22 protein-coding genes are annotated in these 23,302 nt (G+C 66.6%); 6 read left to right on the forward strand and 16 right to left on the reverse strand.

What is annotated here, in order from left to right:
- Positions 1 to 8: 8 nt before the first annotated feature.
- Genes WBG79_RS11550 through WBG79_RS11560 form a run of 3 tightly spaced genes read right to left on the reverse strand, consistent with a single transcriptional unit; the run spans position 9 to position 3,068 of the window.
- Complete coding sequence (locus tag WBG79_RS11550; protein WP_337357251.1) at positions 9 to 917, reverse strand: ABC transporter permease; 909 nt, start codon at positions 915 to 917, stop codon at positions 9 to 11.
- A complete protein-coding gene (locus WBG79_RS11555) occupies positions 892 to 1,989 on the reverse strand; it encodes an ABC transporter ATP-binding protein (RefSeq protein WP_337357252.1) in 1,098 nt (365 codons plus the stop codon). The genes WBG79_RS11550 and WBG79_RS11555 overlap by 26 nt, the downstream gene beginning before the upstream one ends.
- Before the next feature lie 20 nt (positions 1,990 to 2,009).
- Positions 2,010 to 3,068 carry an ABC transporter substrate-binding protein gene (locus WBG79_RS11560; RefSeq protein WP_337357253.1) on the reverse strand — a complete coding sequence of 353 codons (1,059 nt, stop codon included), beginning with the start codon at positions 3,066 to 3,068 and terminating at the stop codon, positions 2,010 to 2,012.
- 240 nt (positions 3,069 to 3,308) lie between these two features.
- Here WBG79_RS11560 and WBG79_RS11565 point away from each other — a divergent pair, with 240 nt between their 5' ends.
- Positions 3,309 to 3,920, forward strand: a complete 612-nt coding sequence (locus tag WBG79_RS11565) for a helix-turn-helix transcriptional regulator (RefSeq protein WP_337357254.1) — start codon at positions 3,309 to 3,311, stop codon at positions 3,918 to 3,920.
- A 76-nt stretch (positions 3,921 to 3,996) separates the two neighbouring features.
- Here the strand turns inward: WBG79_RS11565 and WBG79_RS11570 are convergent, their stop codons facing one another.
- The 7 genes from WBG79_RS11570 to WBG79_RS11600 form a co-directional block, all read right to left on the reverse strand.
- Positions 3,997 to 5,529 (reverse strand): FAD-dependent oxidoreductase, encoded by a 1,533-nt coding sequence (locus WBG79_RS11570; protein WP_337357255.1) that lies wholly within the window; start codon positions 5,527 to 5,529, stop codon positions 3,997 to 3,999.
- A 17-nt stretch (positions 5,530 to 5,546) separates the two neighbouring features.
- A complete protein-coding gene (locus tag WBG79_RS11575) occupies positions 5,547 to 7,076 on the reverse strand; it encodes a tripartite tricarboxylate transporter permease (RefSeq protein ID WP_337357256.1) in 1,530 nt (509 codons plus the stop codon).
- Between the two features lie 5 nt (positions 7,077 to 7,081).
- Positions 7,082 to 7,618 (reverse strand): tripartite tricarboxylate transporter TctB family protein, encoded by a 537-nt coding sequence (locus tag WBG79_RS11580; protein WP_337357257.1) that lies wholly within the window; start codon positions 7,616 to 7,618, stop codon positions 7,082 to 7,084.
- A complete protein-coding gene (locus tag WBG79_RS11585; RefSeq protein WP_337357258.1) occupies positions 7,618 to 8,415 on the reverse strand; it encodes a maleate cis-trans isomerase family protein in 798 nt (265 codons plus the stop codon). The genes WBG79_RS11580 and WBG79_RS11585 overlap by 1 nt, the downstream gene beginning before the upstream one ends.
- Positions 8,376 to 9,764 carry an FAD-dependent oxidoreductase gene (locus WBG79_RS11590; protein ID WP_337357259.1) on the reverse strand — a complete coding sequence of 463 codons (1,389 nt, stop codon included), beginning with the start codon at positions 9,762 to 9,764 and terminating at the stop codon, positions 8,376 to 8,378. The genes WBG79_RS11585 and WBG79_RS11590 overlap by 40 nt, the downstream gene beginning before the upstream one ends.
- A gap of 63 nt (positions 9,765 to 9,827) precedes the next feature.
- Positions 9,828 to 10,793, reverse strand: a complete 966-nt coding sequence (locus WBG79_RS11595; protein ID WP_337357260.1) for a Bug family tripartite tricarboxylate transporter substrate binding protein — start codon at positions 10,791 to 10,793, stop codon at positions 9,828 to 9,830.
- A 46-nt stretch (positions 10,794 to 10,839) separates the two neighbouring features.
- Positions 10,840 to 11,775 (reverse strand): dihydrodipicolinate synthase family protein, encoded by a 936-nt coding sequence (locus WBG79_RS11600; RefSeq protein ID WP_337357261.1) that lies wholly within the window; start codon positions 11,773 to 11,775, stop codon positions 10,840 to 10,842.
- Between the two features lie 108 nt (positions 11,776 to 11,883).
- Between WBG79_RS11600 and WBG79_RS11605 the strand changes: the two genes are divergently transcribed.
- Both WBG79_RS11605 and WBG79_RS11610 read left to right on the forward strand, forming a co-directional pair.
- Positions 11,884 to 12,690, forward strand: a complete 807-nt coding sequence (locus WBG79_RS11605; protein ID WP_337357262.1) for an IclR family transcriptional regulator — start codon at positions 11,884 to 11,886, stop codon at positions 12,688 to 12,690.
- Between the two features lie 501 nt (positions 12,691 to 13,191).
- Entirely contained in the window at positions 13,192 to 14,229 is a 1,038-nt protein-coding gene (locus WBG79_RS11610) for an AraC family transcriptional regulator (protein WP_337357263.1), read from the forward strand.
- A 12-nt stretch (positions 14,230 to 14,241) separates the two neighbouring features.
- Here the strand turns inward: WBG79_RS11610 and WBG79_RS11615 are convergent, their stop codons facing one another.
- The 6 genes from WBG79_RS11615 to WBG79_RS11640 form a co-directional block, all read right to left on the reverse strand.
- The gene (locus WBG79_RS11615) at positions 14,242 to 15,423 is read right to left on the reverse strand and encodes an acetate/propionate family kinase (RefSeq protein WP_337357264.1); all 1,182 of its coding nucleotides are present in this window, start codon (positions 15,421 to 15,423) and stop codon (positions 14,242 to 14,244) included.
- 6 nt (positions 15,424 to 15,429) lie between these two features.
- Positions 15,430 to 16,392, reverse strand: a complete 963-nt coding sequence (locus tag WBG79_RS11620; protein ID WP_443147453.1) for a phosphate acetyltransferase — start codon at positions 16,390 to 16,392, stop codon at positions 15,430 to 15,432.
- A 149-nt stretch (positions 16,393 to 16,541) separates the two neighbouring features.
- The gene (locus WBG79_RS11625; protein WP_443147425.1) at positions 16,542 to 18,773 is read right to left on the reverse strand and encodes a DUF3141 domain-containing protein; all 2,232 of its coding nucleotides are present in this window, start codon (positions 18,771 to 18,773) and stop codon (positions 16,542 to 16,544) included.
- A 144-nt stretch (positions 18,774 to 18,917) separates the two neighbouring features.
- Positions 18,918 to 19,364 (reverse strand): hypothetical protein, encoded by a 447-nt coding sequence (locus WBG79_RS11630; RefSeq protein ID WP_337357266.1) that lies wholly within the window; start codon positions 19,362 to 19,364, stop codon positions 18,918 to 18,920.
- Between the two features lie 137 nt (positions 19,365 to 19,501).
- Positions 19,502 to 20,284, reverse strand: coding sequence for an enoyl-ACP reductase FabI (gene fabI, locus WBG79_RS11635; protein WP_337357267.1), 783 nt, complete (start codon positions 20,282 to 20,284; stop codon positions 19,502 to 19,504).
- Between the two features lie 264 nt (positions 20,285 to 20,548).
- Positions 20,549 to 21,199, reverse strand: a complete 651-nt coding sequence (locus tag WBG79_RS11640) for a VIT family protein (RefSeq protein ID WP_337357268.1) — start codon at positions 21,197 to 21,199, stop codon at positions 20,549 to 20,551.
- A 389-nt stretch (positions 21,200 to 21,588) separates the two neighbouring features.
- Here WBG79_RS11640 and WBG79_RS11645 point away from each other — a divergent pair, with 389 nt between their 5' ends.
- From WBG79_RS11645 to WBG79_RS11655, 3 genes are all read left to right on the forward strand, one after another.
- Positions 21,589 to 22,014 carry a hypothetical protein gene (locus WBG79_RS11645; protein WP_337357269.1) on the forward strand — a complete coding sequence of 142 codons (426 nt, stop codon included), beginning with the start codon at positions 21,589 to 21,591 and terminating at the stop codon, positions 22,012 to 22,014.
- Positions 22,015 to 22,036: 22 nt separating this feature from the next.
- Entirely contained in the window at positions 22,037 to 22,624 is a 588-nt protein-coding gene (locus tag WBG79_RS11650) for an OmpA family protein (protein ID WP_337357270.1), read from the forward strand.
- Between the two features lie 154 nt (positions 22,625 to 22,778).
- A complete protein-coding gene (locus WBG79_RS11655; RefSeq protein ID WP_337357271.1) occupies positions 22,779 to 23,255 on the forward strand; it encodes an FUSC family protein in 477 nt (158 codons plus the stop codon).
- The last annotated feature ends 47 nt before the right edge of the window (positions 23,256 to 23,302 follow it).

The following is a 23,302-nucleotide window of genomic DNA, read 5'->3' on the forward strand; positions in this document are numbered from 1 at the left end:
CGGCCTCCTCAGTCCGCTGCCCGGCGTGCGACCGCACGCCGTTCGAAGACGCGGCCAGCCCACAAGCTCGCCACCATCAGGGCGATCACGATGCCGATCAGCACGACCGCCATGGCGGATGCGAAGGGCCAATTGATCGCGGTGATGACCTGGTCGTAGATCTCGTTGCCGACCATTCTGTTGCCGCGGCCGCCCATCAGCGCGGGTGTCACCACCACGCTGATCGCCACCACGAAGCAGAGCACTGAGCCCGACGCGAGCCCCGGGTTCGCGAGCGGAATCACGATCCGGCGGAACAGATTGACTGGCCCGGCGCCGAGATTGGTCGCGGCTTCCTCCAGGGCGATCGGGATCTTCTCGATCGCCGCCATCGTGGGCAGCACCATCAGCGGCAGGCAGATCTGGACCAGCGCGATCACGACCGCCGCCTCGGTGTTCATGATGAAGAGCCAGCGACCGATACCGAGTTCCACAGACGCCTGGTTGATGAGCCCGTTGCGGCCGAGCAGGATCATCCACCCGAAGGCGCGGATGACCGTGCTGACCATCATCGGCATCACGATCAGGAACATGCCGACGGCAAGCATCCGCCGCGAACAGCGCGCCAGCCAGTAGGCGAGGGGGGCTCCGAGCAGCAGACAGAGGGCGGTGGTGGAGAGGCCGATGCGCAACGTGCGCAATAGAACTTCGACATAGTAGACGTCGAGCAGCCGTAGGTAGTTTGCCGTGGTGGGGATAGTCGTCCACATCGACTGGGAACTGTGGGTCAGGATGCTGATGCCTGCGAGATAGACAACCGGCAGCAGGAGTCCGCCCGCCAGAAGGATCACGTAAGGGCCGAGCAGCCACGCCCAGAGTGGCACGCTGCCCAGTCGGCCTGCGCGCCGGGGTTCAACTGCCGAGGACAAAGACGTCATCGACATCGATCCTGACGGTCACGTCCGGTGCCGCGATCCTGGCGGAGGCATCGCGAGTGGTCTTGAAGGCGACGGTGAGCGGGGCGAGCCCCGGCACGTCAATTCGCACTTGGGTGTCCTCGCCGAGATATTCGACGTCCGTGATGGTGCCGTCGAAGGTGGATCCGTTGGCGTCCAGTCCCGAGCCGCCGATCACGATGTCCTCCGGCCGCACGATCGCAAGCACGGCGTCGCCCGGCCGGGCGGCCGATCCCTCGGGAAGCCGCGCCAGAAGGGAGCGGTCCTGGCCGACCCTCAGCCGTGCGGTCGTGCCGCCCTGCGCCTCGATGTGGCCGTCGATGATGTTGCACTGGCCGATGAAGCCGGCGACAAAACGCGAGGCGGGGCGACGATAGATCTCGACCGGCGTGCCGATCTGCTCGATGCGGCCGTTCGACAGCACCGCGATGCGGTCCGACATGGCGAGGGCTTCGGTCTGGTCGTGGGTGACGAAGACCGTGGTTTGGCCGAGCTTGCGCTGCAGGCCGCGCAACTCGTCGCGCATCTGCTGGCGCAGCTTGAGGTCTAGGCTCGACAGTGGCTCGTCGAGAAGGAGCAGCGGCGGCTCGAGGACCAGCGAGCGGGCGAGCGCAACCCGTTGCTGCTGACCGCCGGAGATCTGCGAGGGCATGCGGCCACCGAGGCCGGCGAGGCCGACGAGGTCTAGCGCCCGCTCGACCCTCCGGCGGACCTCCGGCGGGTCGACCTTGCGGATCTCTAGCCCGAAGCCAACGTTGCCGGCGACGGTCAGATGCGGGAACAGGGCGTGACTCTGGAACACCAGCCCCAATTCGCGCGCATAGGGCGGCTTGGTGTCGATGCGTTCGCCGCCGAGAAGGATCTGGCCGGAGTTCGGCGTCTCGAAACCGGCGATGCAGCGCAGAGTCGTGGACTTTCCGCATCCGCTCGGCCCCAGCAGGGAGAAGAACTCGCCCTGCCGGACCGAGAAGGAAATCGGCCCGACGGTGACTTGGTCCGAATAGGTCTTGGTGAGGGCGACCACGTCGAGCATTGCACTGCGACCGGATTCCATCGAGCGTGTCTCCCCTGCCGTCACCCGTTCAGCACTTCCTTGTTCCAGCGCTCCAGATAGGCCGAGCGATGCTCGTTGACTTTCTTCCAGTTGAGCTTGGCGGTCTTCTCCAGCGCCCCGGGCGGGATCGCGATGCCTTCGAGTTCCGGCGGCAACTTCACGGTCCTGTTGGACGGCGGATACTTCGACCAGCGCGTGAACTCGAGCTGCTTTTGTGGATCTAGCGTGGCCTGGACAAGCGCCTGGGCCTGCTTGGCGTAGGGACTGCCTTTCATGATCGAGAAACCGCTACCGACCAGAACCGTGCCGGGAACGATCTCGAACGCGGCCGGTATCTTGGCCTCCTGGAGCCGGGCTGTGCGCCCGTTCCAGTATGGCATTACGACCACTTCGCCGCTCTCCATCAGCCGCGTACCGTGGTCGGCGTTTTCGACCAGCACGGCCTTGTTCTTGCGCACCATCTCGACGACGGCGGCCATGCCGGGGTCGATGTTGTCCTCGGTGCCCCCGAGGGACTTGTTGAGGGCGTGCAGCCAGGCCATTCCATACCAACCGTAGGCCGGGATGCCGACCAGGCCCTTGTACTCGGACTTGAGCAGATCCATGAACGAGGCGGGCTTCTTGGCCTCTTTCGTGTTCCAGCACATGCCGAAGAGCAGGATGTTGAAGGCGGCGTAGAAGTCGCCCTCCTTGGCTTCCGGGTAAATGTCGCCGAGAGTTTTCACGACAGCCGGATCGTAGGCCTCCAGGCACTTGGAGTCGTTCAGGAGGTCGTAGTCTGCTTGCGGACCGTTGGAGACGTCGAAGGGCGCGTTCCCGCAACTGGCAAGGATCTTCGAGGCGGCCACCGATTCCAGCTGCGCCGAGTGGGAAGCCTCAAGGCCCTGGGCCTTGGCGAAGGGCTCGACGAAGATCCGCTTCAGCGTGTCGCCCCACGTGCCGCCGGTCGCCGCCCAGGTGAATGGGCGCCCCTGGGCACGGGCAGGAGTCCATCCGGCGGTGCCCGGCAAGGCCGCACCGGCCAGGACGGAGGAACCCATCGCGGCCAGTGCCGTACGTCTCGAAATGCGCTGCGTCATGGCTCGTCCTCCGCTCACATCCCGTTAGTCAACCGAGTCCGTGCGGCTATGGGCCGGTTACCGGCCCGTGGCGCGTGCCTCGAACGTTCATGACCGCGAAAGCGACGCCGGCGCGCAAATTTTGGTCGCTCTGCCCACCGCCGGTCTCTTGATACCCCGGTCGCCTTTGCTCCATCATCGATATGCTAGTCAGCGGCGCCGGCCCTGCGTTAGGGCGAATATATACGTATAAGGCCGAAGATGAGCGCGTGGGATGGACTGATCCGTCGATATCGTAAGGTTAACGGGCTCACTCAGGCGGCTCTGGCCGAACTCGTCGGCGTCGAGCAGGCCACCATCTCCCGCTGGGAACGCGGCAACCACGTTCCGGACCTGAACACGCAGCGGCGCCTTCGCGACCTGATCGCTCGAACCGCCGTCGTCAATGACTGCATGGTCTTCCACCGCATTCGGACATCGCTCGCGGCAGTGAAGCTCGCCGACCGGCAAGGTCGAAATCATGCGGCCTCCGTTCGCGCCGAGGCGCTCCACGGGGTTCCACCCGGCAAGCTGCAAACCTTCGACTATCGAATGCTGTTCACCGAGATCCTCGAGCAGCAATGGCGGGAGGCAACCTCGATCGGCTTCTTCGCCGGAGACATTGCAAGTGTGACCGTCGTCAACCCCTGGCGTCCGGCGGGCAAAGCAGACTTGCGGTACAGCGAATGCTGCTGGACCCCGGCCGTCCTGTCCGACGGCGATGTCCTTCTCATCAGCGAGATTCTCGAGATCGACGAGTCTGCCTACTTCACTGCGCGGGACGCCAATCCGATGCGCATCGTCTCGATGGACGACCTCGTCGGCTTGCAATGAGGATATGTCCGTTGGCCGATGGCGACACACCCGACATCGACCGTGTCACTTACCGCCGCGCGAGTCTGGATGAGCTTTATGACGTCGGTGACCTAGACGCGTGTGTTGTTGCGAGCGCGGGCGCCCATCGGCCATTCCGGCCCGACCGGGGGATCAGCTGGGAAGCGGACCGACCGGCGATGCGGCCGGATACCACCGCCCAGCCAATGTGGAGACCATGTCCGGACAGCCTCATCCCGGACTGGGCCGCCCCACCGACCCCGAAGAGACGCTCGACCGGAGACCCATCGGCTTTCAGAACACGACATTGATCGTCGACGGAGAGACCGCCTTCGGTGACGGTGACGGTGCTGACCACCGGACCCAAGGCCACGAAGGGCGGACTCAGCTTCTCGGCCTTGCTGCGGATCGATGCTTCGAGACGTGCTGGGTCGAGCCGCAGGGCGGCAGCCAGCAGCTCTGTGCTGGGTGCCCGGCAGATCAGTTCCGGACGCGCCCGTTCGTAGTCCTGAAAATACGCGTAGCCGATCCCCGGTGCCGTCGAGAGATAGTACGGGGCCCGTCTGAATTGCTCGGCGATGGCCTCGTTCAGGATGATGTACCCGGCGGCTTCGGGTCGATGCGCCAGGGAAAGGGTTCCCTGAGCCTCGTTACAGAATCGCTCCCCCCTCAAGTCGACCAGGATTGCGCCTTGCTCGAACAGTGCCGGGGATGGCTGCATGTGCACGACAAGGAGCGACTTCACGAAGGGGCGCAGGGCGCGGTCGGGCATCAACTGCACGACAGCGGCGATCGCCTGCATGAGGGGAGGCCAGAGCGGCAGCCGGGACAGGATCCCCTGTGCCGGTCTCGAACGGAATCGCAACTTCGGACCCGTCGAGACGTCCATACCCTTCAGTTCGGCCCCCATCTGGAGCCCCAGGAGGTGCCCCTTCCCGGTACTCTCGGGGTTTGCCGGGATGGAATCGGCCGCTGCGGGGGGCAGATACCGCCGCCGCATCTCCGCGTTGCCGCTGAAATCGCCCGCCGCCAGGATCACTCCGCGCTCCGCCATGAAGCGCCGATCGGCCCCGGCCTGTCGCACCAATGCGCCGCAGACCGCGCCCTCCTCGTCCTCCAGGAGCCCGTCGACCTCGCAGCCGAGCCGGATGTCCACGCCGTGGCGATGGGCCGCCCGAGCCAGGCAGGCGATGTACATGCGCGAGTCGGGGACCACATTGTGCATGCGCGGAACGCGGTGCGGCGGCTCCGGAAAAGGCCCGACGAAAGGAACGCCCAGGCCGCGCAGCCACTCGAGAGCCCTGCCTGCCTCGGTGGCCAGGACCGCGCGGAGCGCCGGCGCGTCCGTCTCCGGCTTGACCCCGGGAAAGGCGGCCATGTCCTCGAGAAAATCGTCCACGCGGTCCGCGATCCCCTTCCGCTTCTGCCACCGTGTTCCGGCCGCGCTGATGGACCCGATCGCTATGGCCGTGGATCCGCCCAGCCGGTCGCGACGCTCGAGCAGGATGACACGCATTCCGCGTTCGGCGGCCGTCACAGCCGCCGTGAGCCCGGCGCCGCCGCCGCCGACGATCAGGACATCGCAGGTTTCGGTGGGTCTGTTCTCCACGGCAGGATCCTTGTTGTTCAGCGACTCGAGTCCTGCGAGCCCGCGAGGCCGGGGTCCGGAGAGTGGCGCAGGCGCCGGAGGAGCCGGCCCGTCACGGGTCCGACGAGCACGAGCGCCGCGAGCAGGAAGAGAGTGACCGCGATCGGGCTCGAGAAGAAGATGTCGAGATGCCCGTCGGACATCACGAGCGATTGCCGAAGCGATTTTTCGGCTTTGCTCCCCAGGACCAGCGCGATCACCAAAGGCGCGATCGGGATGTTCAGCACCCTGAACAGATAGCCGAGTATGCCGAAGGCCAGCGCCATCCACATGTCGAAGACGCTGTTGTTCAGCGAATAGGCGCCGATCATCGTGAGCACGCCGATGACTGCGGAAAGGTGCGAGTGCGCCAGGCGCACGCCGAGCACCAGCACCGGGATGAACAGGGTGTTGATGAGGAGGAGCAGCGCGTTCGCCACATAGAGACTTGCGATGAGCCCCCAGACGACGTCCGGCCGTTGACTGTAGAGCAGCGGCCCGGGGAAGAGCCCGTGGATGACGAAGCCCCCAACCAGGATGGCCGCGGTGGCGGAGGCCGGGATGCCGAGGGCCAGGAGCGGGATCAGGCCCGCGATCGTGGCGGAGTGCGCGGCCGCCCCCGGCGCCGCGACCCCCTCGATGGCACCCTTTCCGAACCGATCGGGATCGCGCGCAACCTTCTTTTCGACTGCATAGGCGATGAAGGTCGCATTCGTGGGCCCGACGCCCGGCACAATTCCGGTCAGGAAGCCGATGGTGGTCCCGCGCAACGTGGACAGGATGCTCGGCCGCCATTCGCCCGGCCGGGGCAGGAGATCCCTGAAGGAGAAACGAGCGCGCTCTCCCATTCGGAATTTGGATCCGATGGTGTGCAGAACCTCGCCGAGACCGAAAAGTCCGACCACCACCGCGACGAAGTCGATGCCCTGTAGGAGCTCCGGACTTCCGAAGGTCAGCCGCGCCTCCCCCGAAACGATGTCCGTGCCCACCGTTCCGATCAGGAGGCCCGTGGCAACCGAGACCATGTTCTTGAGAATGGACTTCCCGCCGAGCCAGGCCACGATCGCGAGGCCGAACATCATCAGGGCGAAGATCTGGGGCGGGCCGAAGCGCAGCGCGTTGCCGGCGATGCTCGGGCCGAGGACCTGGAGCAGGAACAGCGCGATCGACGCCGCCGCGAAGCCTCCGAGCGCGGAAACGCCGAGGGCGAGCGCGCTGCGCCCCTGCTTTGCGAGCTGATGGCCGTCGAGGGTGGCGATGACCGAGTCGCCCTCCCCGGGGATGTTGAGGAGGACCGACGTGATGATGCCGCCGTAGCTGCTCCCGAGCCAGATCCCGCAGAGCATCGCCAGGCCCGGAACCGGGCCCAGCGCATAGGTGGCCGGCAGGAGCAGCGCAATGGCGGCCGGCGAAGAGATCCCGGGAAGAATTCCGACCAGTTGGCCGATCAGCACACCGCTGAGGATGGCGACGAGCGTGGTCGGCTCGAGAACGGCCGAAAACGCGTTCATGAACTCGACGAATTGCATGGGCGTCAGCCGATCCAACGCAAGGGGCCCGGCGGCAACGGCACCGCCAGCAACACCACGAAGACCAGTCGGATCGCGCAATAGGCCGCCACGGCGGACGCGACGGAGATCAGGACCGACCTGCGTTCCACCCACAAGGTTTCCAGAAGCACGAACAGGCTGAGCCCGAGGAGACCGCCGACATAGGGAAACGCCGCGATCAGCCCGACGAGCAGAAGCGAGAACTTGATCGTCGCCTGAAGACTTGCGCCGTCCTCGCCGGCGGCGACTGTTTCGGGCGCCTCGTCGATGCCGAGCGCCATCGCGGCACCCAGAAGGACCAGAAGCGCGGAGAGGAAACCGGGGAAGAACGCCGGTCCCGGCCCGGTGTCATCGAGCCAGGTGGCGTCTCGCCACCACAGGTCGCCGAGGCAGGCGAGACCCAGGGTCAGGAACCCGAGTCCGGCCCCGACGGTCGGCCGGAACCCTCGGACTGCCTCGCGTGGTCCCGTCTGCGTCGCATGAGGGGGCCCGCCGCCGTAAGCCGGTGTGGGTCCGGCCATCAGAGATCCTCGGGGTCCGGCATCTCGTCCAGAAGCCGGCCGAAACCGGGCTTCGCGGTCTTCAGCCCCAGCTTTCTGAGCGTTCGCCAGATCGTGGCCTGGTTGGTCGTGATCACCGGCAGCCCGGTTTCCGCCTCGAGCGTGGCCGCGATCTCCATCACGCGCCATGCCGCGCAGGGCAGGAAGATCGCATCCGCATCCCGTCGGACCACCGAAAGCACGTAGTCGAGAATGAAGTCGGGCTCGACATCGTTCATGTGCTGAGGATGACCGTCGGCGATCCGCTCGTCCCGATCGATGTTGAGCGCCTCGAAGCCGTTCTCGGCCAGGTACACGCCGAGCCGCTCGTTGCCCCAGACCGAATAGGGCGTCGCCACGGTCAGCTTGCGTGCCTTGAAATGACGGAGGGCCTGGAGCACCGACGGCGAAGACGCGATGCCCGGGACGCCAGCCGCCCGGGACATTGTCTCCTCCATCCAGTCTGCCCCGCTCGCGCCCTTGTAGAAGGAGTTCTGGGTTCCGGTCATGCAGATGATCTCGATCTTCGCCGTCGCCAGATATCGGGCGCCCTGCTCGAGATCGGAGTTCATCCGGTCCATCGCGTCCTTCTTCGGAACGTTGTCCGGCAGAAACATTCTATGAACATGGACCGTGACACCCTCCGGCACGGCCCCGTGAACATCAGGCTCCGCAACCGTATTGGTCGACGGCACAAGCAGTCCGATGCGACGTCTGATAGCCAAAGGCATTTCCTCCGTTAGGGCCCGGACCCGGAGCCAAGGCTCGGGCCGGGGCACGATTGTTCTTCTTCGACCTGATCTCCGCGTCGGGCGGCAGCGCGCAGCCCCGCCACACGCCCGCTCGCAAGGGCCCAGGCCAGCCCGCCCGCGTAGGTTCCTGCATACACGCCGCCGGCATCCGCCCCGGCCGCGTAGACGCCCGCGATGGGAGTCCCGTTCGCGTCCGTCAGGGTCATGTCCGGATCGACGGAGAGGCCGCCGAACGGGATCGTAATGGCCGGCCGGCAGGCCACCGCCCGGATCGGCGGCACCCGGAGCGGGACCGGCGCCCGGCGCCGAGGCGGAAGCATCGACTGGCCGTGGCCGAGGCGCGAAGCGTCCGTGGCCTCGGCCAGGGTCAGCGCGAGTCCGTGTCTGTCGACTCCCCAGGCTGCGGCCATGCGGTCGGCGAGATCGTCTGCCGTGTCGGCCTCCAGCAGGATCGAGTCGAGAGCCACCCCGGCTCGAGCCGCGAGGTCCGCCAGGTCGTCGACCTGGAGAGACAGGCTTTGCGAGCCGTTGATCAGAAGGAAGTAGCGGCCGCCGTCCGGCTGATAGAGCCCGGCATTGGGGATCGCCTCGCCGGACGATCCGGCCGCCTCGTCGACGAAGCGGAGCCCGTCGACGTTGACCGCGAGCGTGTGGCGCGCGATGTCCAGGGTGAAGCGCTTGAACTCTCCCGGCTGCACAAGATCGGCGTGGCGCGGCATCGACTTGCCGTAGAAACCGCTGCAGCCCCGGCTCGGCACGCCACCGACGGCGAGCCCTGCCCGGACCCCGGCTCCTCGGGAATGGGGATTCGAACGAAGCATCAGCAGCGCCGCTTCCGGTCCCAGGTGCTTTGACAGCCCCTCGCGATCGCCCTGCATGCCCCCGGTGGCCAGGACGACCGACCGGGCCATGACCCGGAGGCCGAGTCCGTTGCGCCGCACGTCCAATTCGCAGGCCGCGTCCGCTCTTACCAGTCCCACGAGTTCGGCGTCGAACTCCAGCCTGACGCCGGCGGCGGCGCACCGTTCGGCGAAGCGCCGGAAGTAGGCTCCGCGGTCGCCGGTTCGGCCGAGCAGCATCTGACGGCCGATCCCCGGCTTGTCGGTCGCCTGGGGACCGAGATGGCCGACCGACGATGCCAGCCATTCGAACGCACTCTCCAGCGAGGAGGTCAACATGCACTGGAGCCGGGCGTCGCCGAGTGGAACGGTGCGCCGGAATGTCTCGTAGTCCGGCAATGTCCAGATCCGGCCAGACGACAGGCAGGCCGAGCCCCCGGGTGCGGATCCCGCCTCGATGAGAATGACATCGGCGCCGCGCTCGGCCGCGGAGAGCGCAGCGGTCAGGCCGGCCATCCCGCCGCCCACGACCGCCACGTCCGCCTCCCGATATCCCGGGCCACCCACGTCTTGCCCTCCCCAGGCGCCCAGCAACGCCCTCTAGTTCAGGTTTTCCCGCGCCGCGGTGACCAGCGAGCCAGACAGAGCCCCGGTCTGATCCGGGGTCATGTAGACGATGCTGAGCTTCGCATCGGCCGCCTTCTTGCGGAATTCCGGATCGTCGATGGCTGCCTTGATGCCTGCGGCGAGCTTTTCCTTGACGGCGGGCGGAAGCCCGGCTGGGGCCAGGAAGGCTCGATAGCTGCCGGCCGCGAGCAGATCCACGCCGGCTTCCTTGAAGGTCGGCGCATTGAGGCCTTCTGCCCGCGTTTCCGTGCCGGCGGCCAGTGCGCGCAATTGGCCGGACTGGATGTAGGGCGCCACAGAACTGACCGTCATCGGCATGGCGCTGAGACTTCCGCCGAGCGCCGCGACCACGCCCTCGTTCGTCGAATCGAAATTGACGATCCCGAACTTAGTGCCGCTGGCGCGCTGGATGGAAAGGGCGATGAGATAGTCGACGCTGCCCTTGCCTGTCGCCCCGATGGATATGCGCTTGCCTGCCTTGGCGGCCGAGATCAGGTCGTCGAGCGTCTTCAGTTCGGAGTTCGCCGCCACGGCCAGCACGGCAGGATCGAGCGTCAGGACGCCGAGGAAAGTGAAGTCCTTGGCGACGTCGTAGTCGACCTTCGACAGGACCGTATTGTTCTGCAACAGGGGGAAGCCCACCATTCCGATGGTGTGCCCGTCGGGAGTGGTCCGGGCCAGCTTGTTGGCCCAGGGCACGGCCCCGCCGCCGGGCTGGTTGATCACCGTGACCGGCACCCCCAGCGCCTTCTCGAGATAGGGCGCCAGAAGCCGGGCATTGGAATCGATGCCGCTTCCCGGGCCGAACCCCAACGTCAGTTCGATGCCCTTGGACGGGAAGCCCTGGGACCATGCAGGATTCGGCAAGACCGAGACGGCCAGGAGGCCGGCTGCGGACATGAGCAGGCGTAGAGTGGCTGTCCGACGGCAAATGGTCATGGTTCCCTCCGCATCTTCTATGTTTGTTCGATGAGAGACGGCTTATTCAGGCGGCCTTGGACGTGAGGCGCCCGGCATTCTGCAGGGCCCGCTCGATGGCCTCGCGCTCGGCGGAAGCGGGCTGCCGGGTGGGATCGCGAACGACAGGACGATCGATGATCCCCGCCCGATACATGGCGTATTTCATGCGGGCATGGGCGTCGCTGCTCGGCTCGCCGCGACCGTAGACCACGTCCTTCAGCGGATTGATCCGCTCCTGGTATTCCCGGGCGCCCGAGAAGTCCCCGCGCTGGACGGCATTCCAGAGCCCGATGATCAGGTCCGGCAGGAAGGACGCGAAGCCGACCAGCGCGCCGTCGACGCCCTGCACCATGGAGGCGAGCAGATACTCGTCGTGGCAGGTCAGAAGGGTCTTGTCCGGGGACGCCTCGCGCAGAACCCTCAGGTCGTACGCATATTTGTTCATGTCCCGGGTGCCGATCTTGAAGGCCTTGACGGCGGGCATGGCCCCGAGAGCGAGCATCGTGTCGGTCGAATAGGAAGCCCGCGTCCAGGCCGGATAGACGTGCACCACGAGATCGAGGCCGCAGGCATCGTGAATGGCCTGGAAGTAGTCGATCACATGCTCTTGCCGCATGCCGAACCTGAGCCACATGTGCGGCGGCATCACGAGGATGGCCGTGGCCCCTGCGTCGCGGGCTTCGCGGGCGTGCTGCTGGGCCTCCCGAATGCCTTCGCAGTTGACCGCCGAGATGACCGGCATGGAGCCGCCGAGTTCTTCGGCGGCGAGCCGGGTCACCTTCGCGCGCTCGTCGTGCAGCAGCGCGAAGACCTCTCCCGTGTGACCGTTCGTCAGAACCCCGGTGATGCCGTCGTGATCGGCGACCCAGCGTACGAGCCGGCGAAAGCCGCGCTCGTCGATCTCCTGGTTGTCGAGAAGCGGCACGGACAGGGCGGGAATGATGCCAGCGTAGGGTTTCATCTCGACCTCGAATTCGGATTGCGAATTTTTATTTTCACTGATGGTAACGGTCGATATTTGGATTATCAAGGGCCATAGAGAACGGACCCGACTTCCCGGAGAGTCGTGATGGAGCCTGCCCGATCCAAGAATTTGGTGTATTCAGTTGAAAAGGCCTTTCGAGTCCTGCAGGCCTTCAGCAGTCGCGAACCAGAGCTTCTGCTTTCCGAGGTTGCGAGAGTGGCTGATACGGATAATGCCACGGCGTTTCGTATGCTGAATACACTCGTGCATCTTGGGTATGTTGAGAAAGTGATCGGCTCCAAGCGGTTTAGACTAACACTGAAGTGTTTGGATTTGGGCTTCAACGCCATCGCGCATATGGACCTGCGCACGATGGCGCGACCAGTCCTGGAAAAGCTCGCGGTCAGCGGCGTGGGGGCGGCTTCCATCGGAATCCTGGACCATGGCGATGTCATCTACATCGAGCGGCTCCAGGTCGGCCTGACGCGGCTTTCGGTCGACATTCGCGTCGGGACCAGGATCCCGGCTTTCTGCTCGGCCATCGGACGGGCCATCCTGGCCCTCCTGCCGGAGGACCGCCAGCGCAACGAACTCGAACGCCGCCCGCGTCCCAGACTGACACCGACTACGGAAACCGACCTCGAGCGGCTGATCGCCATTCTGGCCCGCGTGCGGGCCGACCGCATTGCCTTGGTGGATCAGGAATCCGTTGTAGGTCTGACGGCCATCGCGGCGCCGATCGTGGGTCTCGACCGGCTTCCGATCGCGGCGATCAGCATGGCGACGGCGAGCTCGGCCATGGATGCAGAACATTTCCGAGAACAGTTTCGAGGCCCGCTCCTCGAGGCGGCTGAGACCCTCTCAAAAGCACTTGAGGCGGCGGGCGGTATCATTGGAGGTCCGACAGACTGATCGAAGGCCAGTTGCACTTTCATACTTTGCTGTGCCGGGGTGCGTGACTTTGGGGCCTAAGTTGGGACCGGATCGGGTCCGCATTCCTCGTTGACGCCCGGCTTCTCTACGACGCCTCCGACAAGTCCGAAGGGGCTGCCCCCTGCATCATCACGGTCAACGGCGCCTTCGCGCGGAACAACCGAGGCCTCGTCACCCGCCTTCTCGTCCATCGCTCGCGGGCCCGATGGCTGCGAGGCCTTCTCGCGCTTCGACCACCCGAACGGCCTCCAGTATGGACGAGGGGGCGAAAGGTCTGGCCCTTCGTCGTTTTGCGGACTGCAACATCGCGTGAAGCTGATCTACTTGAATAACAGTCATCGAGGCGGAAGCCATCCCCGGAAGCAGCCAGCAACCGGGGCCGGGTTGACGGTGTCGGCGTCCTTTCAGCGCCGACCCGGTGATCGCTGGTGACCCGCGGCGGCTTGGGGTGCCGGCGCGGCCCGGCAGGAAACCCTCCTCATGTCCGACAATGCCAAACATCGCGTCCGGCAACTGAGTGGACTCCCGTCCTACCTGGAAGCTCATGGCGTTCCCGCCGAGACGGTGCTCGGCTGCGCGGGGCTCGAATTGAGCGACTTCGAGGATCCGGTGGCGACCGTGACCCGAGCCCAGTTCGCAACGGTGCTGGCCGAGGCTGCCCGGCAACTCGGCACGCCCGGCATCGGCCTCGAGTACGGGTCATGGATGGGGCCCGGGCAGCTCGGCCTCTCCGCCAGGGCGGTGCCCTTCGGGCCGACCCTCGCGGACGGCCTGACCGCCGCCGCGCGGCTGGTCCCGCGGTTCCACGGCGAAGCCCGCTCCACCCTGGAGCGAAACGGCCACGCGGCGGCTTTCACCTTCGACCTGTTCGGCAGCGATCCCCAGTTCGTCTCGCAGCTCTACGAGTGCTGGATGGTCGTCACCCACCGGGTGATCGCCGCCTTCCTGGGGCCCGCCTGGCGGCCGCTCCTGATCGAGTTCCGGCACCGCCCGGTCCACGCGCAGGCGGTCTACGAGGAGACGTTCGGGGCCCCCGTCCGCTTCGGCGCGCCGCGATGCGCCCTCTCGTTTCCCGTCGAAGGTCTGGAGTCCCATGCCCGATCCGGGACGGAAGGTCCCGAGGCGGGCTTCGGCCGCGAGTATGCGAGCCTTTCGATCCAGAAGGAGCGCTGGCTCGACGGAAACCGGCTGATCGAACATGTCGAGCGGATCATCGACGGTTCGCTGGGCCAGAAGACCTTGTCCTGCGCGGCCACCGCCAAGGCGCTCGGACTGCCTCAGCGGACGCTGCAATACCGTCTGGAAAGCCTCGGCTTGACCTATCAGGAACTGGTCGACCGCCGCCGCAGGCGGGCGGCGGAGGAGTATCTGGGCAACCAGAATCGCAGTGTGACCGACGTCGCCTTCCTGCTCGGCTACGACGACACCTCGCACTTCACGCGGGCCTTCAAGCGCTGGTCCGGCCTGTGCCCGCGCGACTTCAAGCGCCTCGCGGGCCGTACGGCGGCAGGGCCCTGAGGGCGACCGAGGTCATCCTCCCCCGCCGACGAGGGCGGCGGTGTGGCGCGCGATCATCATCTCCTCGTCGGTCGGAACCATCATCACGGCCACCCGGCTGTCCAGCCCCGAGATCGTCGTGCGGCCTGCCGCATTGGCGTCGGGATCGAGCGAAGCGCCGACCCAGCCGAGCCGCCGGACCACGTCCTCCCGGATCGCCGGCGCGTTCTCGCCGATGCCGGCCGTGAACACGAAGGCGTCGAGCCCGCCGAGCGCCGCGGTCAGCATCCCGGCGCTGAGCGCGATCCGGTGGCAGAAATAGTCGAGAGCGAAGCGGGCCCGCGGGTCGGCGCTCGCCAGCAGGTCGCGCACGTCGTTGCTGATGCCGGACAAGCCCTTGAGGCCGCAATCCCGGTAGAGCATGGCCTGCACGTCGCTGGCCGACATGCCCTCCTGTTCGATCAGGTAGAGGATCACGCCCGGATCGATGTTGCCCGGCCGCGTGCCCATCGGCAGGCCGTCGAGCGCCGTGAACCCCATGGTGCTGTCGAGGCTGCGCCCCTCGCGGAGCGCGCACATCGAAGCCCCGCTGCCGAGATGCGCGACGATCACGCGCCCCTGCGCGATGTCCGGCGCGACTTCGGCGAGCCGCCCCGCGACATACTCGTACGACAGCCCGTGGAACCCGTAGCGGCGCACGCCCTTGTCGTAGAACTGCAGCGGGATCGCATAGTGGTCCGCCAGCGCGTCGTGCCCGCGATGGAAGCCCGTGTCGAAGCAGGCGACCTGCGGCAGGTCCGGGCGGCTTTCGAGCAGGCTGCGGATCGGCGCCAGGTTGTTCGGCTGGTGCAAGGGCGCGAGCGGCTCGAACGCCGTGAGCCGCGCCAGGATCCCGGCGTCGACGAAGACAGGCCGGTCGAAGTCGGGTCCGCCATGGACGACCCGGTGGCCCACCGCGACCGGATCGATTTCCCGATCGCGCCGCAGCCACTCGCCGACGCGCGCGAGGGCGATCGGGACCGTCGCAACCTCGCCGGCGGCGAAGCTCTGGTCGATCGCCACGCTGCCGTCCGCGACGGCCCTCAGCCGGGGCCGCACGCCGATCCCGTCCATCTGGCCCTTGATCAGCCTCGTCAGTGACGAACCGCCGCCGACGCCGAAGACCTGGAACTTCACGCTCGACGACCCGGCATTGACGACCAGGATGGTGTCCATGGCGGGTCAGACCTCCGGCAGCGCCGCGGCCCGCCGCCGCGCGTTCGCGTAGAGCACCGCCACCGCGCAGGACGCCAGTCTCGACCGGACCGAATCGGCGCGCGAGGTGAGGACGATCGGCACCCTTGCGCCGAGCACGATGCCGGCCGCGTCGGCCTTGGCCAGGAAGGTCAGGTTCTTGGCCAGCATGTTGCCGGCCTCGAGATCCGGGACGACCAGGATCTGCGCCCGGCCCGCGACCTCCGACTTGATCCCCTTGATCTTGACCGCCTCCGGATCGATCGCATTGTCGAAGGCGAGCGGCCCGTCCACCACCCCTCCGGTGATCTGGCCGCGGTCCGCCATCTTGCAGAGCGCCGCGGCCTCGATGGTGGACGGGATCTTGGGCGTCACCGTCTCGACCGCCGAAAGGATCGCGACGCGGGGCGTGCCGAGGCCGATCTGGGTGTAGAGGTCGATCGCGTTCTGCACGATGTCCCGCTTCGCCTCGAGGTCGGGGAAGATATTGATCGCCGCATCGGTGACGAAGAGCGTCTCCGGATAGGTCGGCACGTCCATGACGAAGACGTGGCTGATCCGCCGCGCCGTCCTGAGACCGGTCCCCGATGCCGTGACCTCCTTCATCAGCTCGTCCGTGTGCAGGCTGCCCTTCATCAGGAGCTCGCCCGCGCCTTGGTGGATCAGCTCCACCGCCTTGGCGGCCGCCGCATGGCTGTGCGGGACATCGACGATCCGGTAGGGGGCGATGTCGAGGCCGCCCGCCTCGGCTGCGGCCCGGATCTTCTGAGCGGGACCGACGAGGATCGGCACGATCATGCCGAGTTCCGCCGCCTCGACGGCGCCCCCGAGCGAGGTCGGGTCGCAGGGATGGACCACGATCGTCGTTGCCGGCGGAACGGCGCGCGCCGCCGTGACGAGCCGGTCGTACTTGCTTGGCCGCACGGCCGGTTCCCTTGCGGCTTTTTCCATGATTTCCGCTGCCATGGTCTGGAGTCCTCGCTGAAAGCCTCGACGCAGGGCCTTGAAGGCGCACGAGGCTCAGATCTCATGAGTTCCGTGCCGGCCCATGCCGTTCACGGGGCCTTGCCCGAGGCGCGCACGCGCCGCTGCGCCTCGGCTCAGGATGCCGGCCGCAACTTGCCGCCGCCGCCGCGCGCGGGCATCCGCAACGGCGTCTTGGCGTCCTGGCTTCCGAACAGGGCCTCGATCCGGCCGAGCCGCTCGAGCGTCGTCTCCGTCAGGTCCCCGGCCGCTGCCAGCACGTCGCGGATCACCTGGACCGCCCCGGTGCGACGTGCCGGGTCCTCCGGCATCATGCCCGGAATGGCCGCCAGAGCCGCTTCCTCGTCGATCAGCAGCATGAGGAACTGGTCTCGCACCAGTTGCTTGAAGTCCGCGAGCGTCCGATCCGGCTGCGCCTGGCGCACCCTCTGGATCGCCGCGAAGCCGCGCTCGTCGATCGACCTGCGGTCGAGGCCGGCGTAGAGCAGCGCCCGCACGGTCGCCTCCCGGATGCCGCCCTCGGGAATTCTGGCCTTCAGGTCTGCGATCCTGGCGCGCTGCAGCTGATCGTGCAGAGGATCCTTGGCGACACGCCGCAGTGGCTTGTCGCCGTGCGGATCGACGCCCATCGCGCTCTGCAGCGCCGGCGATCCGTAGATCGTCGTGAAGGCCTGCTCGGACGCGGCTTCGATCTTGAGCCGCATGGCGTCGAGGCCGGTCTCGACGGCTTCGGACACCCGGCCCTGCATCGCCAGGAAGGGGTTCTCGGGGTCCGCCGGCCGGCGGGCGCCGCGGACCTGATCCGCCATCGCCTTGACCCCCGCCATGAGAGGGTTCGCGTCGGAGAACAACTCGTATTGCAGGCGCAGCGGATGCATCTGCTGGAGCCATCCGGCGAGAAGCGGATTGGCGAAGGCCTGGACGGCCGGCTGCATGAAGGTCCGGTAGAGCGCCAGGTTCGTTTCCGAAACCCGGGCCGCCGTCGCGAAGCGCCGGTCGTCGGCCGCATCGTTGCCGCCGAGGGCGCGGATGTCGTCGAGGCTGCGCGCCTCGCAGCGCATGATCCATTCCCCCTCGATCAGATCCTCTCCGGTCTCCGCGGCCGACCGGGGCGTGAAGATCGCCTCGTAGAGACCCGGCGGCAGCGTGTCGATCAGGTCGATGTTGGATGAGAACTCGCCGTGCTCCTTCCGGGCGACGCCCGCCGACACGAAGATCCCGAGGTGACCGACACTCTCATGGACCGTGTAGACGATGGTCTGTCCGAAGGCGCGGATCTCGTCCGTGCTCCCGTAGAGGTCGAGGATCCAGCCGAGCGCCTGCTGGGGCGGCGTGATGTTGTCACCCTTCGAGCAGAAGACGACGATCGGAGACCTGATGTTGCGCAGGTCGATGGCGGTGCCGTCCGGCATCCGGATGGTTCCGGCCGCGAGGTTGTTGCCGACGAAGAGCTCGTCGACGATGAACTGGATCTCCTCCGCATTCATGTTGACGTGGCCGCCCCACCAGCGCTCGAAGCCGAGATAGCGCGGCGCCTCGGTGTCGATCTTGGCGTAGAGGTTGTATTGCTTGCTCCAGAGCGTATTGGCCGGGTTCTGGTTCTCGAAGTTCTGCACCAGCCAGGCGCCGTCGAACTTGCCGTTGCCGAGATCGCTCGCGAGCGTCGCGAGCCAGCTGCCGCCGAGCAGCCCGCCGCTGTAGCGCATCGGGTTCTGTCCGCGGATGCCGGCCCAGTAGGAGAGGGGCGAGCCCGCCACGATGATGGGCCCGAACAACTCCGGCCGAACCGCCGCCAGCATCATGACGGCCCAGCCGGCCTGGCAGTTGCCGATGACGCAGGGCTTGCCCTCCGCGTCCGGATGCCGTGCCGAGACCGTTTCGAGGAACTGCGCCTCGGCCAAGGCGATGTCGGCAATGGTCTGCCCGGGCATAGGCTCCGGCAGGAAGCCCACGAAGTAGCAGGGATGACCGGCCCGCATCGCGACGCCGATCTCGCTGTCCGCCTTGAATCCGCCGATACCCGGACCGTGGCCCGCACGCGGATCGACGATCACGAAGGGGCGGCGGCCGGGCTCGAGGGTCACGCCTTTCGGCGGTACGATCCGGGCCAGCAGATAGTTGACCGGCCGGTCGAGCTTGCGCCCGTCGACGACCAGTTCGACGTCGTACTCGAGGACGTGCGGCGCGGCCTCGGCGATATGCTCGCGATATTGGTTGCCGCGCTGCCGCATGACGTCCCAGAACAGGATCGTCCGTTGCGCCGCATCGACCGCGAACTCGACGGCGGAGCCCATCAAGCCTGGAAACACCGCCAGCGGATTGTCCTTCGACGACTGTTCGTTTTGCATGGAAATCCTCCCGCGGCGACTGCATGCGCTCGGTGCGCCGAAGATCGGTGACCGCTTCGGTTGTGTCCTGGACGGATCGGAGCCTCGCGGGACCGCGACGGTCCGCGCTCGACGTCTCTTGCCGGTTCGATCGTCAGCCCGTGGCTAGCCCCAAGCCAGGGTAAGTCCGACATCGCCCGGCACCCCGCCGGGGAAGTCGACGATTTGCGCAGACAGGCGATAGCCTTTCGCTTTGAAGTGGCGGTCCCAGAGCTGAAAGATCTCCTTGGGAACGCCCGTCAGCGTTTGCGGCCAATCCGGCTCGCCCTGGTTGATGGCGCGGCCGCGATCCGTGCAGAGCGCGTTCGGGAAGCGATAGACCTGGACCGACGTCAGGCCGTTGCTGACCGCCCTCTGGATGATGTCGATGGCGCGGCGGATGGCCTCCTCGTCCGAGACGCCGGAGGGTTTGCGCATGGAATCGACCCATGCCTGCTTCTCGGCGTCCGCGGCTTCCAGCTCCCGCATCTTGCGTGAGGCTTCCTCGGCCTCTTTCAGCGCGACCTTCTCGGCGAAGGCCTTGGCATCCGGCAACATCTCTTCGAGATTCATGACGCGTTCCCCGTCGTTCGCGATATCGGACCTGCCCTCATGCGACACACCCTAGTCGCCGTCGTGAGGAGCAGCTTTGACATTCATCAATATAGATACGAGTGCGCCCGGCACGACATCCGTCGTCGTCCGATACGTCAATCGATGATGTGGTAGCCGCCGTCGACGTACATCGTCTCGCCGGTGATCAGTCGGGCGGCGTCATGGGCCAGAAAAGCCGTCGCGACGCCCACGTCCTCGATCGTCACCAGCCGGCGAGCCGGTGCCTTGGACTGCGCCTTGTCGAGTAGTTCGTCGAATTCGGGGATTCCGGACGCAGCGCGGGTCGCGAGCGGTCCGGGCGAAATCGCGTGGACCCGGATGCCCTTCGGGCCGAGTTCGGCGGCGAGATAGCGGACCGCGCTCTCGAGCGCGGCCTTGGCCACGCCCATGATGTTGTAGTTCTCCACGACCATCTGGCTGCCGTAATACGTCATCGTGAAGAGCGTGCCGCCGCGCTTCATCAAGGGTTCGGCGAGATGCGCCATCCGGATGAAAGACCAGCAGGACACCTCCATGGTGGCGGCGAAGCCGTCCCGGCCGACGTCAACCACGCGGCCCTGCAGGGCCTCCTTGGGCGAGAAGGCGATGGAGTGGACCAGGAAGTCCATCTCGCCCCAGACCTCCGCGATCCGGGCGAAGACCGCCTCGACCTGTCCGTCGACCCGCATGTCGAGCGGCATCACGATCGGCGCCTCGAGGGCCGTCGCGAGGGGCTCCACATAGGGTTTCGCCTTCTCGTTCAGGTAGGTGACGGCAACCTCGGCGCCGAGTGCGCGGAACGCCTTGGCGCAGCCCCAAGCGATCGACTTGTCGTTGGCGATTCCGACCACGAGGCCCTTCTTGCCTTCCAGGAGCTTGGCCTTGGCTTCGGGGATCATGCTGACCTCTAGATGTGAGAACGAACGGCTCCGGACATCCCAGTGCAGCGTCGCGCAGCCCCGGGAGCCCCGAATGTCCCGCGGACGCTTGCCTCAAATGGAATATGACACAGGCCATTTCGCGCAATTCCGCATTAGCCCGGATCAGTGCAGGCCGAAGCTGCGGCGCGCCGGTCTCGTACGGGGAGGCGGCCCCGCCGGAAGCGGGCGGCTCGCCAGGTTCGTGACGAGCAACCGGCCGACCCGCGACGCGGAGGGCCCCGGCTAGCCGCCGAGTGCGATGGTCAGCGCCACGAGAGCCGTGCCGAGCAGCACCATCACGCCACCGGCCAGGAGCGGCCAGTAGCCCGCCGCCTTCCCGAACGCGTAGCCGGTGAAGAAGAGCAGGACGATCGCGATCGTGTTCGAGATGCGCAAGGCCAGGGCAGGGTCCTCGACGAACATGAAGGGGAGCGCGACGGGCATCATCGACAGGAAGACGAGCAGGAAGACGCTGAGCGCGCCGATCCAGTCGTCCAGCCCCAAATGCGGCTGCTCCGGCAGATGCATGCGGTTCAAGGCCGTCCTGACCTTCTCCAGCTCGGGCTCGCCGAGCGCGGAGGCGACGAGCGGCGGCAGGGCATGGCGGACGACCTCGCGGCCCCGCTCGGGCGTGACGGCGGACTGCACCGACAGGACGGTTCGACGCGCGGCGGCCCGCTCGGCGAGGCAGGCCATCAGGTACATGATGGCGTCGATCAGGCCCCAGGCGAAATTGCACCCGATGGCGGCGATCAGCATGGTCCGCACGTCCGCGCGTCCCGACTCGGCGAAGCTGAGCGAGCCGGTGAAGGTCAGAACCATGATCAATCCGAACAGGACTTCCGAAACCCGGTCGACCGGCTCGAGGACCGGCTTGGATGTTGCGGCTTCCATCGTTCGCCCCCGGTCGGCTAGGCCCGCTCGACGTCGTCCCGACCCCCCGGGCGGCGGCGCCGCCCCGCCGGCAGCGGATCCGCAAACGGCTTTCGCGCCGATGCATTTACCCCGAGCTCTCCCGGTTGGGCTCTACGAGGTCGAGCGACCCGGAGCCTATCCCAGAACAACGCCGGCTTGAACGAGGCGCTTCCGAAAGAGCGTCGACCTCCAGGCGACCTCGCCCCCGGGCGTCAGGATCCCTCTTGCGTGAAAGGGCCTGCGCGATCCTCGAGCAATTCTCGAACAAAGGGCAACTGGCGACGGAAGAGTCGCTGTCCCACGGCGACAAGGCGGCTGGAGCGGGTCCGTGCTTTGTTGACAAGAGGCCAGCAAATGGGGGGTGTCACATGATCTGGAAGGTTCTTGCTCCGGCTATCGGAGCCGTCTTGTTCCTGGCAACGCCGCACCAGGCCGCGGCACAAACGATCAGTTTCGAGGAAGCCTACGACCGCATCTCCCAGAGCTGCGGCGCCGATATCCGCAAGTACTGCGCGGGCGTCCCGCTCGGGGGTGGCGCGGTGAAGGCGTGCCTCGATGCGAAGCAGTCCGTGGTCTCGGCAAGCTGCAATGCCACCCTTTCCGAGGTTTTCACCCTGATCCAGAAGCGAATGCAGGCGCAGGCCTCGGTCCGGCAGATCTGCGACGCCGATATCGCGCGTCGCTGCCCGGGCGTGGTGCAGCATGAAGGATTCGTCCTGTCCTGCATGTTGAAAGCGACGCGGGTCGTCAGCGCACCCTGCAATCAGGCCATCACCGACGCCGGCTGGCGCTGAGTCTTACGAGAGGGACATCGCCATGACGAAGTCGCACGCCTTCATTCTCGTTTCCATGCTCACCCTTCTTCAGGCCGCACCCGCCGTAGCCCAGAAGAAGCTCACCGGCGATGAATACATCAGCAGCCTGGAGAAGATCGGGACGATCGAGCAGATCGACATCGACGCGATCCGGGCGAAGGCCGTCGACAGCGCTGCGCGAAACCGCACGCCGGAAGAAGTGGCCCAGGAACCGCTTTCCAGCGAGCTTCAGCGCCTCTCGCAGTTCACGGTCAACATCGAGTTCCAACTCAACTCGGCGGCGATATTGCCCCAGTCCTTCCGGCTGGTCGGCGCCATGGCCGATGCGCTGCGTCATCCCACGCTTCTCGAGTACAAGTTCCTGATCGTCGGCCACACCGATACGACCGGCAACCGCACGTCCAATCTGGAACTGAGCCAGAAGCGCGCCGATGCCATTCGCGACGCGCTCGTGACGACCTTCGGAATCAGCCCGGACCGGGTCTTCAGCATCGGCTTGGGCCAGGAGCAGTTGCTCGATCCGAAGAAGCCGACGAGCCCGGCCAACCGCCGGGTCCAATTGATCAACATCGGGCGGTACCGGAGCTGAACGGTCGAGGTTCGGCAGGCTGAGCGCGTCGGCGAAGCTTCGCCTCGGGTGAACGAGGACGCCGTGTTGCGCCGGAGAGGTATTGCAGCGGAGCCCGACGCGGCATTGTTGCGAGACCTCGTGCGGCGTGCACCTTCAGGGGCAAAAGGGCCACATGAAATCTCCGGTGCCCCTGAAGATCGTGCAGCTTGCCTTCCGCGCCGGCCTGGCGGGCGGAGTCGCGACCTGGGCGGCGCAACTCCTGACGCTCCAGCACCCGATCTATGCTTTCATCGCTGCCGTGATCGTGACCGACCTTTCGCCGTCGCAGTCGCAAGGCCTCGGTCTCCGCCGGATTCTCGCCACCGCCATCGGAGCCGTCTGCGGTGCGGTGCTGTCGCAACTGCTCGGGACGACACCGGCCGTGGCCGGCATGAGCGTGGTCGTGGCCATGCTTGTGGGCTATCTCCTGGGAGCCGGGGACGGGGCAAAGGTGGCAGGCTACATCTGCGGCATCGTCGTGCTCGACCATTCGGCCGAACCCTGGATCTACGCGGGACAGCGGTTCATCGAGACGATCCTGGGCGTCGTCATAGCCTGGATGATCAGTTACCTACCGATCGTGCTCCACGAGAAGCAACCCGACGACTGACCCCGGCACGTCGCGGCGCGTCGGCCACGCCCGTCTCGGCCGATCTC

It is taken from the genome of Prosthecomicrobium sp. N25, assembly GCF_037203705.1.
Classification (GTDB): Bacteria; Pseudomonadota; Alphaproteobacteria; order Rhizobiales; family Ancalomicrobiaceae; genus Prosthecodimorpha.